General features: G+C 58.7%; 13 protein-coding genes, 3 tRNA genes and 1 riboswitch. Of the genes, 11 read left to right on the forward strand and 5 right to left on the reverse strand.

All coding sequences use genetic code 11. The annotated features are described in order from the left end of the window. Positions 1-40: 40 nt before the first annotated feature. Both ACV8MC_RS13615 and astE read left to right on the forward strand, forming a co-directional pair. On the forward strand, positions 41-331 hold the full coding sequence (locus ACV8MC_RS13615; protein WP_016773591.1) for a hypothetical protein: 291 nt from the start codon (positions 41-43) through the stop codon (positions 329-331). 12 nt (positions 332-343) lie between these two features. Continuing rightward, complete coding sequence (gene astE, locus ACV8MC_RS13620; protein ID WP_457262301.1) at positions 344-1,351, forward strand: succinylglutamate desuccinylase; 1,008 nt, start codon at positions 344-346, stop codon at positions 1,349-1,351. Between the two features lie 156 nt (positions 1,352-1,507). Here astE and ACV8MC_RS13625 read toward each other — a convergent pair whose 3' ends face one another. Next, positions 1,508-2,017 (reverse strand): 6,7-dimethyl-8-ribityllumazine synthase, encoded by a 510-nt coding sequence (locus ACV8MC_RS13625; protein ID WP_252886669.1) that lies wholly within the window; start codon positions 2,015-2,017, stop codon positions 1,508-1,510. 103 nt (positions 2,018-2,120) lie between these two features. Continuing rightward, positions 2,121-2,292, reverse strand: a riboswitch (FMN riboswitch). 276 nt (positions 2,293-2,568) lie between these two features. Here ACV8MC_RS13625 and ltaE point away from each other — a divergent pair. The 7 genes from ltaE to ACV8MC_RS13660 all read left to right on the forward strand — a co-directional run bounded on the left by ltaE (position 2,569) and on the right by ACV8MC_RS13660 (position 8,529). Beyond that, positions 2,569-3,573, forward strand: a complete 1,005-nt coding sequence (gene ltaE / locus ACV8MC_RS13630; protein ID WP_457262302.1) for a low-specificity L-threonine aldolase — start codon at positions 2,569-2,571, stop codon at positions 3,571-3,573. Positions 3,574-3,719: 146 nt separating this feature from the next. Next, positions 3,720-6,335, forward strand: a complete 2,616-nt coding sequence (gene alaS / locus ACV8MC_RS13635) for an alanine--tRNA ligase (protein WP_056788068.1) — start codon at positions 3,720-3,722, stop codon at positions 6,333-6,335. 90 nt (positions 6,336-6,425) lie between these two features. Beyond that, a complete protein-coding gene (locus ACV8MC_RS13640; RefSeq protein ID WP_016773595.1) occupies positions 6,426-7,667 on the forward strand; it encodes an aspartate kinase in 1,242 nt (413 codons plus the stop codon). Positions 7,668-7,854: 187 nt separating this feature from the next. Beyond that, positions 7,855-8,043 (forward strand): carbon storage regulator CsrA, encoded by a 189-nt coding sequence (csrA, locus tag ACV8MC_RS13645; protein WP_002554426.1) that lies wholly within the window; start codon positions 7,855-7,857, stop codon positions 8,041-8,043. Positions 8,044-8,105: 62 nt separating this feature from the next. Beyond that, positions 8,106-8,196 (forward strand) — tRNA-Ser (locus ACV8MC_RS13650). Between the two features lie 107 nt (positions 8,197-8,303). Continuing rightward, positions 8,304-8,380 (forward strand) — tRNA-Arg (locus tag ACV8MC_RS13655). Between the two features lie 72 nt (positions 8,381-8,452). Next, positions 8,453-8,529 (forward strand) — tRNA-Arg (locus ACV8MC_RS13660). 19 nt (positions 8,530-8,548) lie between these two features. Here ACV8MC_RS13660 and ACV8MC_RS13665 read toward each other — a convergent pair. Next, positions 8,549-9,061, reverse strand: coding sequence for a cell envelope protein SmpA (locus tag ACV8MC_RS13665; protein WP_457262303.1), 513 nt, complete (start codon positions 9,059-9,061; stop codon positions 8,549-8,551). 321 nt (positions 9,062-9,382) lie between these two features. Between ACV8MC_RS13665 and mgtE the strand changes: the two genes are divergently transcribed. After that, positions 9,383-10,825 (forward strand): magnesium transporter, encoded by a 1,443-nt coding sequence (gene mgtE, locus ACV8MC_RS13670; protein WP_016773597.1) that lies wholly within the window; start codon positions 9,383-9,385, stop codon positions 10,823-10,825. 256 nt (positions 10,826-11,081) lie between these two features. On the opposite strand, the gene ACV8MC_RS13675 is transcribed toward mgtE, so the two are convergent. Continuing rightward, positions 11,082-11,408, reverse strand: a complete 327-nt coding sequence (locus ACV8MC_RS13675) for an Arc family DNA-binding protein (protein WP_003178899.1) — start codon at positions 11,406-11,408, stop codon at positions 11,082-11,084. A 388-nt stretch (positions 11,409-11,796) separates the two neighbouring features. Between ACV8MC_RS13675 and phnN the strand changes: the two genes are divergently transcribed. Then, positions 11,797-12,366 carry a phosphonate metabolism protein/1,5-bisphosphokinase (PRPP-forming) PhnN gene (gene phnN / locus ACV8MC_RS13680; protein ID WP_056788074.1) on the forward strand — a complete coding sequence of 190 codons (570 nt, stop codon included), beginning with the start codon at positions 11,797-11,799 and terminating at the stop codon, positions 12,364-12,366. Here the strand turns inward: phnN and ACV8MC_RS13685 are convergent. Next, positions 12,341-12,520 carry a PA3371 family protein gene (locus tag ACV8MC_RS13685; protein WP_016773599.1) on the reverse strand — a complete coding sequence of 60 codons (180 nt, stop codon included), beginning with the start codon at positions 12,518-12,520 and terminating at the stop codon, positions 12,341-12,343. The two genes, phnN and ACV8MC_RS13685, sit on opposite strands and share 26 nt — an antisense overlap. A gap of 20 nt (positions 12,521-12,540) precedes the next feature. Continuing rightward, positions 12,541-12,774: a hypothetical protein gene (locus ACV8MC_RS13690; RefSeq protein ID WP_056788077.1), complete on the reverse strand. Its 234-nt coding sequence runs from the start codon at positions 12,772-12,774 to the stop codon at positions 12,541-12,543. Between the last annotated feature and the right edge of the window lie 225 nt (positions 12,775-12,999).

Below are 12,999 nucleotides of genomic sequence, written 5' to 3' on the forward strand. Positions count from 1 at the left end.
GAACGTGGCGCGCGGCGTGTCACCCCAAGAGAGTAAAAACATGAGCGATTCCCTGCAGCTGATCCTTGAAGACACCGACGGCACGCAATTGCAAACCTCGTGCACCCGCGTTGCGGTCATGTGGCAAGGCAAAGAGCTGTGGATCCAGCAGGACGGCCGTGGCCAGCTGCTGATCGGCGTGGACGTCGAGGAAGGTGACGAAGAGTACGCCAACCTGCTGCTGCGCCCATTGGCGACTAATCTGGTAAGTCTGCAACTGGAAATGGAACCGGCTGACCTCGGCGCTGACGAGGATCACGTACACGGCCCGGATTGCAACCACGACCACTAAGGAAACCGCTCTATGCTCGCCCTCGGCAAACTGCTTGAACTGACCCTCGCCGGCCGCGAACCGGCGGAGAAGACTCAACTGACTGTCGAAGGCGTGCGCATGCGCTGGTTGAGCGAAGGGGCGCTGGAAGTGCGGCCCCCGGAAGCGCGCGACAATGGCCTGGACCTGCTGCTGTCGGCAGGCATCCATGGCAACGAAACGGCACCGATCGAGTTGCTCGACCGGCTGCTGCACGACATCGCACGCGGCGATCTCAAGCCGCGCGCACGCATTCTGTTCCTGTTCGGCAACCCGGAAGCGATTCGCAAGGGCGAGCGTTTCGTCGAGCAGGACGTCAATCGACTGTTCAACGGTCGCCACGAACAAAGCAGCGGCTCGGAAGCGTTGCGCGCCTGTGAGCTGGAACGGCTGGCGGCGAGTTTCTTCAGCAAGCCCGAGCGCCAGCGTCTGCACTACGACCTGCACACGGCGATTCGTGGGTCGAAGATCGAACAGTTCGCCTTGTACCCGTGGAAGGAAGGGCGCCAGCATTCCCGTCGCGAACTGGCGCGCCTGCGCTCGGCCGGCATGGAGGCGGTGCTGCTGCAGAACAAACCGTCGATCGTCTTCAGTTCGTACACCTACGACAAACTCGACGCCGAGGCTTTCACCCTGGAACTGGGCAAGGCGCGGCCGTTCGGGCAGAACGATGGCGTCAACGTCTCACTGCTGGAAACCCGTCTGAAGCAGATCATCGAAGGCACTGAGCCGGATACAGAAGAAGGGCTGGACGGTTTGCAGCTGTTCAGCGTGGCGCGGGAAATCATCAAGCACAGCGATGCGTTCCGCCTGAACCTGCCGGCGGACATCGAAAACTTTTCCGAGCTGGAGCCGGGTTATGTGCTGGCCGAGGATCTGGCCAATACCCGCTGGGTGATCGAAGAGCAGGGCGCGCGAATCATCTTCCCCAATCCCAAGGTCAAGAACGGCCTGCGCGCCGGCATTCTGATCGTCCCGACCACCGACGAAAACCTCGCCTGACGTTCCGATTAACGCGAAGCACTGTGGGAGCGAGCCTGCTCGCGAATGCTGACTGTCTGCCAACTTCTTTGGTGGCTGACACGGCGCCTTCGCGAGCAGGCTCGCTCCCACATTTGAATTCGGGTGGGGCTTAAGTCCCCACCCGGCCTGGTGCAGTCAGACCGCTACAGCGCGCGGCTCCGTGCGACGCAACGCGCGAATCTTCTGCAACGTATCCGCGCAAGTCCGCGCCGCTTCCTGACCCTTGTGCACAAAGTGCTCGAAGAAGAACTTTTGATGCTCTTCGCCCGAATGGAAGTGGTGCGGGGTGAGCGACACCGAGAACACCGGCACTTCGGTTTCCAACTGCACCTGCATCAGGCCGGTGACCACCGATTGCGCGACGAATTCGTGGCGATAAATGCCGCCGTCCACCACCAAAGCGGCGGCGACAATGCCAGCGTAACGGCCTGACTTGGCCAGCAGCTTGGCGTGCAGCGGCATTTCGAAGGCGCCGCCGACTTCAAAAAAGTCGATGTCCGATTCCTGATAACCCTGCACCAGCATTTCAGCGACGAAGCCTTTACGGCTCTGGTCGACGATTTCCTTGTGCCAGCAGGCCTGGATGAACGCGACGCGCTCGCCCTGGGGGTGTTTGCTTTTGCTGTCGATAGCGGTGGGTTGCATGTTCTGACTCCTGTTTGTGTGAAAAACAGGGCGTTATGAATCGAAAGGGATGCAAGGGTGCGAACGCAGGCACGGATGCACGCGGACGGCCCTTTGGCGTCGATCCCGTTCTCTCTTCATCCGGACTATGACCGTCGGCCCCGGAATCACACCGGGTCTGCTGACCTTGCCGACGCACCCGACTCAAGTCGTGTGCAGCGCCAAGCGCTCGCGGGCTATGCGCATTGCGCGCAATTACCGCCGGTGGGGAATTGCACCCCGCCCTGAGAACGTTTCGCCGCCCATAGGCGGGCGGCGGCAAGTTTGTAACACATATTTCCCGGCCATGCACATGACACTGCGGGAGCGAGCCCGCTCGCGAAAGCGGCTTCACATTCAACGAAGATGCTGACTGTTACTCCGCTCTCGCGAGCAGGCTCGCTCCCACATGGGCTTTGTCTGCTCGAGGAAGAATGGGGTTTTTCCGCGTTCAAGGGTTGATTAATCTGCGCGATGACCGCAGTAATCCCACTTCACAAAGGGATTTCCCCATCTGATCAGAGGCCAGGTTCATGAGCGTTATCGATCTTCGCAGCGACACCGTCACCCAACCGACTCCCGCCATGCTCGACGCGATGACCGCAGCGGACACCGGCGACGATGTGTACGGCGAAGATCCGACGGTCAATCGCCTCGAGGCCGAACTGGCCAAGCGCCTGGGCTTTGCCGCCGCGTTGTTCGTGCCGACCGGGACCATGAGCAACCTGCTCGGCCTGATGGCGCACTGCGAGCGTGGCGACGAATACATCGTCGGTCAGCAGGCGCACACCTACAAGTACGAAGGTGGCGGGGCGGCGGTGCTCGGCTCGATTCAGCCGCAGCCGCTGGAGGTGCAGGCCGACGGTTCGCTGGATCTGGATCAGGTCGCCGCCGCGATCAAACCGGACGATTTCCATTTCGCCCGCACGCGTTTGCTGGCGCTGGAAAACACCATGCAGGGCAAAGTGCTGCCGCTGGAATATCTGGCGCGCGCGCGACGCTTTACTCAGGAACACGGCCTGCAATTGCACCTGGACGGCGCGCGGCTGTACAACGCGGCGGTCAAGCTTGGCGTCGATGCCCGGGAGATCACCCAGCATTTCGATTCGGTGTCGGTGTGCCTGTCCAAAGGCCTCGGCGCACCGGTCGGTTCGGTGCTGTGCGGTTCCGAGCAACTGATCGGCAAGGCGCGGCGTTTGCGCAAAATGGTCGGTGGCGGCATGCGTCAGGCCGGGTTGCTCGCGGCGGCTGGCTTGTACGCGCTGGATCATCACGTCGAACGGCTGGGGGATGACCACGCCAATGCACAGTTACTTGCCGATGGTCTGCGTGAGGCCGGTTTCATCGTCGAACCCGTGCAAACCAACATGGTTTATGTGCAAATGGGCGACAGGGCCGCAGCACTCAAGGACTTTGCCGGCGAACGCGGGATCAGGCTCAGCGCCGCTGCGCGCTTGCGCATGGTCACGCACATGGACGTCAGCCGCGCGCAAATCGAGCAAGTGATCGCGACATTCGTCGAGTTTTCACGCAAGTGACAGCGTCAGCCGTCCAATTGACCGTTTCTATCGTATAAACACGCTGTACCCCGCGCGCAGGGCCGATATAATGCGGCCCTTTGCCGTCGCTTCGTCTCATGACGTTTCGAACAGGCCTTTGGCCGCAGCCTCCGTGGAAGAACCTAATGAAAAGCGCAGAAATCCGTGAAGCCTTCCTTCGCTTCTTCGAAGAGCAAGGCCACACCCGTGTAGCCTCCAGCTCTTTGATTCCGGGCAACGACCCAACCCTGCTGTTCACCAACGCGGGGATGAACCAGTTCAAGGACTGCTTCCTGGGCCAGGAAAAACGTGCGTACACCCGTGCCACCAGCAGCCAGAAATGCGTGCGCGCCGGCGGCAAGAACAGTGACCTGGAAAACGTCGGTTATACCGCGCGTCACCACACGTTCTTCGAAATGCTCGGTAACTTCAGCTTCGGCGACTACTTCAAGCACGACGCGATCACCTTCGCCTGGACCTTCCTCACTGGCGTGCTCAAGCTGCCGAAGGAAAAGCTCTGGGTCACCGTCTACGCCACCGACGACGAAGCGTATGACATCTGGACACAGAAAATCGGTGTGCCGGCCGAGCGCATGATCCGCATCGGCGACAACAAGGGTGCGCCGTACGCTTCCGATAACTTCTGGACCATGGGCGATACCGGCCCGTGCGGCCCGTGCACCGAGATTTTCTACGATCACGGCGAGCACATCTGGGGCGGCCCGCCGGGCTCGCCGGAAGAAGATGGCGACCGCTACATCGAGATCTGGAACAACGTGTTCATGCAGTTCAACCGCACCGCCGATGGCGTGTTGCATCCGTTGCCAGCGCCGTCGGTGGACACCGGCATGGGCCTGGAGCGGATCAGTGCGGTGATGCAGCACGTCAACTCCAACTACGACATCGACCTGTTCAAGAACCTGCTCAAGGCTTCGGCTGAAGCGATCGGCTGCGAAAACGGCGATCAGTCGTCGCTCAAAGTCGTTTCCGACCACATCCGTTCCTGCGGTTTCCTGATCGCCGACGGCGTACTGCCGTCCAACGAAGGTCGCGGTTACGTGCTGCGCCGGATCATCCGTCGCGCCTGCCGTCACGGCAACAAGCTCGGCGCCACCGGCAGCTTTTTCTACAAGATCGTCGCGGCGCTGGTCGCCGAAATGGGCGAAGCCTTCCCGGAACTGAAGAAGCAGCAAAGCAACATCGAGCGCGTCCTCAAGGCTGAAGAAGAGCAGTTCTCCAAGACCCTGGAGCACGGCCTGAAAATCCTCGAGCAGGATCTGGCCGAACTCAAAGGCACCGTGGTGCCGGGCGACGTGGTGTTCAAACTCTACGACACCTACGGCTTCCCGATGGACCTGACCGCCGACATCGCCCGCGAACGCGGCTTGACCGTTGACGAAGCCGGCTTCGAGCGCGAGATGGAAGCGCAGCGTGTTCGCGCGCGTTCGGCCAGCTCGTTCGGTCTGGACTACAACACCCTGGTCAAGGTCGACGTGGCCACCGAGTTCACCGGTTACGCCGCCACCAGCGGCTCGGCGAAAATCGTTGCCATCTATAAGGATGGTCAGTCGGTCGACGTGCTGAGCGAAGGTCAGGAAGGCGTGATCGTGCTCAACCAGACGCCGTTCTACGCCGAATCCGGTGGCCAGATCGGCGACTGCGGTTTCATTCAGGCCGGCAGCAGCCGCTTCGACGTGCGCGATACCACCAAGACCGGCGGCGCATTCCTGCACCACGGTGTGCTGGCCTCGGGCAGTCTGACCATCGGCGCACCGGTGGAAACTCACGTCGACGCCGAAGTACGTCACGCCACCGCGCTGAACCACTCGGCTACTCACTTGCTGCACGCCGCGCTGCGTCAGGTGCTGGGCGAGCATGTGCAGCAGAAAGGTTCGTTGGTCGACAGTCAGCGCCTGCGTTTCGACTTCAGCCACTTCGAAGCAATCAAGCCAGAGCAGATCAAGCAGCTGGAAGACATCGTCAACGCCGAGATTCGCAAGAACTCCGCCGTTGAAACCGAAGAAACCGACATCGAAACCGCGAAGAACAAAGGCGCCATGGCGCTGTTCGGCGAGAAGTACGGCGACAGCGTGCGCGTGCTGAGCATGGGCGACTTCTCGGTCGAACTGTGCGGCGGTATCCACGCCAACCGTACCGGCGACATCGGCCTGCTGAAAATCATCAGCGAAGGCGGTGTGGCATCGGGCGTGCGTCGTATCGAGGCAGTCACCGGTGCTGCGGCGCTGGCCTACTTGAACGCGGCGGAAGAACAACTCAAGGAAGCGGCCAGCCTGGTCAAGGGCAGCCGCGACAACCTGATCGACAAGCTCTCGGCGGTACTGGAGCGCAACCGTCTGCTGGAGAAACAACTCGAGCAGTTGCAGGCCAAGGCAGCCAGCGCTGCGGGCGACGATCTGTCGGCCTCGGCGGTGGACGTCAAGGATGTGAAGGTGCTGGCTGCCCGTCTGGACGGTCAGGATGGCAAGGCGCTGCTGGCGCTGGTCGATCAGCTGAAAAACAAACTCGGCCGCGCAGTGATCCTGCTCGGCGGTGTCCATGAGGAAAAGGTCGTACTGGTTGCAGGCGTAACCAAGGACCTGACTGGCCAACTCAAAGCCGGTGATTTGATGAAACAGGCTGCTGCGGCAGTGGGCGGGAAGGGCGGTGGTCGTCCGGACATGGCGCAGGGCGGTGGTGTCGATGCCGCTGCGCTGGATGGCGCACTCGCGCTGACCGTTCCATTCGTCGAGCAGGCTTTATAAGACGGCTCGCCAGGCCCGCAGTCTAGTGGCGGGCCTGGCGACTGTTCGAAAGATTATTGGGCGCCCTTCATGGGCAGAGGCGGCTTTGAAATGGCTTTGATCGTACAGAAATTTGGAGGCACCTCGGTCGGCACTGTCGAGAGAATCGAGCAGGTCGCCGACAAGGTTAAGAAATTCCGCGATGCCGGCGATGACCTGGTGGTTGTGCTGTCTGCAATGAGCGGCGAAACCAACCGTCTGATCGATCTGGCCAAGCAAATCAGTGGCGAGGCGCAACCGGTTCCGCGCGAGCTGGACGTGATCGTCTCCACCGGTGAGCAGGTGACGATTGCCCTGTTGGCCATGGCGCTGATCAAGCGCGGTGTGCCGGCGGTGTCGTACACCGGTAATCAGGTGCGGATCCTGACCGACAGTGCGCACAATAAAGCGCGTATCTTGCAGATTGATGACCAGAAGATTCGCGGTGATCTGAAGGCTGGTCGCGTGGTGGTTGTCGCCGGTTTCCAGGGTGTCGACGAGCACGGCAACATCACCACCCTCGGTCGCGGCGGTTCCGATACCACCGGCGTGGCACTGGCTGCGGCCTTGAAAGCGGATGAATGCCAGATCTACACCGACGTCGACGGTGTCTACACCACCGACCCGCGTGTGGTGCCGGTCGCTCAGCGTCTGGACAAGATCACCTTCGAAGAGATGCTGGAAATGGCCAGCCTCGGTTCCAAGGTCCTGCAGATCCGTGCGGTGGAATTCGCCGGCAAGTACAACGTTCCGCTGCGCGTACTGCACAGCTTCAAGGAGGGTCCGGGCACCCTCATTACTATTGATGAAGAGGAAACCATGGAACAGCCGATCATTTCCGGCATCGCTTTCAACCGCGATGAAGCCAAGCTGACCATCCGTGGCGTGCCAGACACCCCGGGCGTGGCGTTCAAGATTCTCGGCCCGATCAGTGCCGCGAACATCGAAGTCGACATGATCGTGCAGAACGTCGCGCACGATAACACCACCGACTTCACCTTCACCGTGCACCGCAACGACTACCAGGCTGCACAGACCGTGCTGGAAAACACCGCTCGCGAAATCGGTGCCCGTGAAGTGGTTGGCGACACCAAGATCGCCAAGGTCTCGATCGTCGGCGTCGGCATGCGTTCTCACGCAGGCGTGGCCAGCCGCATGTTCGAATCCCTGGCAAAAGAAAGCATCAACATCCAGATGATCTCGACTTCGGAAATCAAGGTTTCCGTAGTGATCGAAGAGAAGTACCTGGAACTGGCCGTGCGCGCGCTGCACACGGCTTTCGAACTGGATGCTCCGGCCCGTCAGGGCGAGTAATCCGCTTCTGTGAAGGGCGCGGTCTGACCGCGCCCTTTATTTTTGAATGGCGCGAGCCCCGGAACTGTTCTTTTGCTCGCGCTGGTCAATACTCAGGCATGTAGGGCTACGATCGCTGCGGTTGTAGGTCGGGTGCCTTTTTTTTGCAGACTGTTGTCCCTGAAATGAATGGCGTAAGGAGAAAGGTATGCTGATTCTGACTCGTCGGTGCGCGGAAAGCCTGATTATCGGTGACGGCGAAATCACCGTGACCGTGCTCGGCGTCAAAGGAAACCAGGTGCGTATCGGCGTCAACGCTCCGAAAGAGGTTGCGGTGCACCGTGAGGAAATTTACCTGCGTATAAAGAAAGAGAAGGACGAAGAACCAAGCCATTAATTTTTATCGATTTTTATGTTTGCAAACGGGGAAGAAGCTGGTTAATATACGCCCCGTGTTGCGGAGAGCTGGCCGAGTGGCCGAAGGCGCTCCCCTGCTAAGGGAGTACACCTCAAAAGGGTGTCGGGGGTTCGAATCCCCCGTTCTCCGCCATTATTTGCTTAGTACGTCGTAATCTGGCTTCTTCTGTAAGTTGTTGAAATTACTAGAAAAAGTGTTTGACATAGAGATTAGACGGCCTATAATGCGCGGCAACAAATGCACTCGTAGCTCAGCTGGATAGAGTACTCGGCTACGAACCGAGCGGTCACAGGTTCGAATCCTGTCGAGTGCACCATTTAAGAGTTATTTGCTGTAAGGTGAGTAACTCGGCTTCAGCCAGTTGTGGTCTGGTTTAAAAACACAAAATGCACTCGTAGCTCAGCTGGATAGAGTACTCGGCTACGAACCGAGCGGTCACAGGTTCGAATCCTGTCGAGTGCACCATATACCAAGAAGCCCGCGTTTAACGCGGGCTTTTTGCTGTCCGGGATTTGGCTTTTCCCTTCACGCAGCCTCTTTCATCAAAATCAATTTGAGCACTGCGGCCTCGCTTGAGGTCGTAACGATAGCTCGTGGTCGATGTGCGGGTGTTGATCTTGTCCGGTTTGCCCAGCGCGCTTTCGACGTCCCGCTGACTCATGCCGGCAATCACTCGGCGGTTGATGATCGCTTCGCGCCGCTGTCTGTTGTCGATCAGGTTTCCACATTTATGTTCAGTGCCGCTGACGATGCCCGGTTCGTGTCCGCTGTCTTTCATACCGGTCACTGCTTCGTGATTGAACTCCGGCATGATCGCGACCCAGCCGGGGGAATACGGGTGGACCTCCTGAATTGAGAGTTGCTCGCCAGTTGCGCAGCTCATCGACGTGAACGTGAGGCGGCCGTCAGCGGCCTGGCAACGATGAAGTGTAGTGGCGTTGGCAGGCGTGAAGTGGAGCAGGGCGGTCAGTAGAAAAAGCGCTGGTTTTGCTGGCATTCGATGTCCTCCATGACGATCTAAGCTCAAGGGTAGTCGCTGCTTTTTGCATTGCCGGTGTGTTTTCTTTTCAAGATGAGTCGTCGCATTTGCACGGGTCAGGCAGGCGCTCAGGTTTGTTTCGCAAGCGCTTGTTTCAGCCGTGATTTTTTCAACGTTTTAAACCGTCAGGCGTGTATCATTGCGCCCGTCAGCCCCGCCGGGGCTTATGGAAAACCTCCATGGACTTACCCAGTAGTTGTTCAGTAAACCGTTTCACCAATCATGAATTGACTGATTGATCCTTCCGGCGTGCCCCGCTGCTGGGAGTGGAGTTCGCCTATGTCCGAAATCGAAGTAAAGAAAACACAGGAAAGCCTGCAGGACCGCCTGGCTCAGGTCGTCGAGTTGCTGCAGCGCCAGCGTGTCGTTGAAGACCTGACTCATCGCCAGGAAGGTCCGCACCACGACCGCGTGGAAAACCTGGTTCACCGGCAAAACCTCGTCGAGCTGCAACGCAAGCTCGATGATCTGCACTCCGCCGACGTCGCCTACATTCTCGAAGCCTTGCCGCTGGACGATCGCCTGACGCTCTGGCAACTGGTCAAGGCCGACCGCGACGGCGACATTCTTCTCGAAGTATCCGATTCCGTCCGTGAAACGCTGATCGCCGACATGGACGATCACGAGCTCCTGGCTGCCGCCAAGGACATGGACGCCGACGAACTCGCTGACCTGGCCTCCGAGCTGCCGCGAGACGTTGTCCATGAGCTGATGGAGAGTCTGGATAACCAGCAGCGCGAACGCGTGCGCTCGGCGCTGTCCTATGACGAGGATCAGGTCGGTGCGCTGATGGACTTCGAGATGGTGACGATCCGTGAGGACGTCAGCCTTGAAGTGGTTCTGCGCTATCTGCGTCGCCTCAAAGAGCTGCCCGGTCATACCGATAAATTGTTCGTGGTCGATTACGACGGCGTGCTCAAGGGCGTGCTGCCTATCAAACGTCTGCTGGTCAACGATCCGGAGAAGCAGGTCGCGGAAGTGATGGCCAGCGATCCGGTGAGCTTCCACCCGGACGAAGACGCCTACGACGCTGCTCAGGCGTTCGAGCGTTACGACTTGATCTCCGCGCCGGTGGTCGACAAGAACGGCAAGCTGATCGGGCGTCTGACCATCGATGAAATGGTCGACCTGATCCGTGAGGAAAGCGAAAGCGAAGTCCTCAACATGGCCGGTCTGCGCGAAGAGGAAGATATCTTCGCCTCCGTGTGGAAATCCCTGCGTAACCGTTGGGCGTGGCTGGCGGTGAACCTGATCACTGCATTTGTGGCATCGCGGGTGATCGGTCTGTTCGAAGGTTCGATCGAGAAATTGGTGGCACTGGCGGCGCTCATGCCGATCGTGGCGGGTATCGGTGGCAACTCCGGTAACCAGACCATCACCATGATCGTGCGCGCCATGGCGCTGGATCAGGTCAGCACCGGCAACACTTCGCGCTTGATGCGCAAAGAGCTGGCGGTCGGTTTGATCAATGGTCTGGTCTGGGGCGGGGTGATCGGTGTGGTCGCGTACATGCTCTACGGCAGTTGGTCACTCGGCGTGGTAATGACGGCGGCGATGACACTCAACCTGTTGCTGGCGGCGTTGATGGGGGTGTTGATTCCGATGACGCTGGCGAAGATGGGCCGCGATCCGGCGATGGGTGCCAGTGTGATGATCACCGCAATGACCGACAGCGGTGGCTTCTTCATCTTCCTCGGGTTGGCGACAATCTTCCTGCTCTGACCTTGTGCAATGAAAAGCCCGTCAAATCGACGGGCTTTTTTGTGCCTGCCAAACAAATACGGGCGCAAGTACAAGTAACGGTGGCGAGGGGATTTATCCCCGCTGGACTGCGCAGCAGTCCCATTGTTTTTGGGGCTGCCATGCAGCCCAGCGGGGATAAATCCCCTCGCCACACTCCATTGCCAAGCGGCCATCTGTCATATCGCGGGCAAAAAAAAGCCAGCAATCATGCTGGCTTCAATATGTTCGGTATAACTCAGGACGCGTCTGCGGCCATTTCAGCGTCGTGGGCGATCAGCGACACCAGGGCGTTCTGCTGACGGTGCGACAGCTGACGGAAGCGCTGCAACAGCTCGCGCTCGTGCAGCGACAGCTCCGGGCTGTCCAGGCGCATGCTCAGCTCTTCGCCCAGTGCGCCTTCCTGAATAAGACTCTGCTCAAGGCGCGCAATGATCTCGGAGTTCATGCTGCGATGATGATTGCGAGCCACCTCGGCAATGCGTTCACGCATTCCGTCTGGCAGACGTACGACAAACTTGTCAGCCGTACGGCTGGAATAAATTGCCTGTTTCAATGGGCGCATATATTTAACCGGTTAGTTCAGGGGAGCGGTTCTCGGGATTGGCCGCAGGATGTGTGGTAGGACAAGCATCCGGACCAATTGGTTCAACCTGAATTGTTAAGAGGCCGGCATCATGCCTCAAAATTGCCAGATCATTGGCGTCAATTCTGTGACAAATATTGAGCCGGGTAAAGGCGTAATGCCAGCACCAGTTGTCAGAAATGCGGACTGGTTGGAAAACTTTCGATCCTTCCGTATCGCTGCCCGCTTTCGCATGCACATCTGTTGATGTCCGAAGACCTTAGAACGTGCATGCTATGCGGCTCGCTATTCTTGATCCCTATGTGTACAGGATAGTGGCAATTTGCCGATTTACTAGAGGCAGGACCCGTCGGAGGGCGTTTTCGGGATGGATGGCAAGCTTTTTTACCTGATGGGGCCGTCCGGTTCGGGCAAGGACAGCCTGATCGAAGCAGCGCGTGAGCCACTGCGTGAGTTGAACTGTGAAGTGATGCGCCGGGTGATTACCCGATCGGCGGAGTCAGTCGGCGAAGATGCAATCGGCGTGACGCCTGAAGAGTTCGACCGGCGACAGCACGCTGGCGCTTTTTCCTTAGCCTGGCAAGCCAACGGCCTCTCTTACGGCATTCCAAGGGAAATGGATGAATGGTTGCAAGCGGGCCGGCACGTATTGGTTAACGGGTCGAGAGCGAACCTGCGTCAAGCAATGGAGAAATATCCAACGCTGGTGCCGGTTCTGCTGACAGTCAACGATGAGGTCCTGCGTAAGCGCCTGCTCAAGCGTGGCCGGGAAACCCCTGAGCAAATCGACGCAAGACTCGCGCGCAACGCACTGTTCAAAGACCGCAGATCCAGCGACAGCCCCGTTCATCAGATCGAAAATTCTGTTGATCTTGCTGAAGCTGTCTCTGCATTACTTGAGCTGATCCGGCTCAACGCAGAACCGGATCAAACTTGATCTTGCGCCCTGCAATCAGCGCCAGCACAAACAGCACCGCAAACACGCCACAGCCAACCAGAGGCAAGGTGACTTCCGTCTCCTCGAACAGCGCCAGATGGGTAACGCCACTCAGTAAAGCGAGGATCAGAAATCCCGTCGCTGATTTGGACATGTTGTACTCCTGAAGATATTTCAAAAAACCAGACGTTCGGTGGTCGGCGCCGAGGCTAGCTCAGGCTCGCTGACCATTTGCGTAGAGGCATCGCTGCGATCACTCAGCACCGCCCACTGCGGCGCTTTCTGCACCTGCAAGTAATGCGGCATGCGCTGCGCCACTGGCTGCTCGATGTCCGCCTTGGGAAAAAAATGCGATCCGAGCAAGAAGGCCAATGCCGCTGCGTTTGCAAGCAAGAGGGTGCTGTTCATGGCACGACGCTCCAAATTGTTCTTTTTGATAGAACAGCCATAGCAGTCGCCGTGCCAACAGTGTAACGGCTGATAAGTCCTTTAAAAACAAGGGTTTGGTATGTTTTTTCCGGCGACGCTGATTGCAATCTGCAATGACCGTATTTCCGCGTAGTGCAATTTGCCCGGTAAAAGTTCCCGCAATCTTCCAAGGCGCTTGCCTACACTTAAAAAGCCCTACGGACG

This window comes from Pseudomonas sp. PK-RTE-24, from assembly GCF_054052265.1.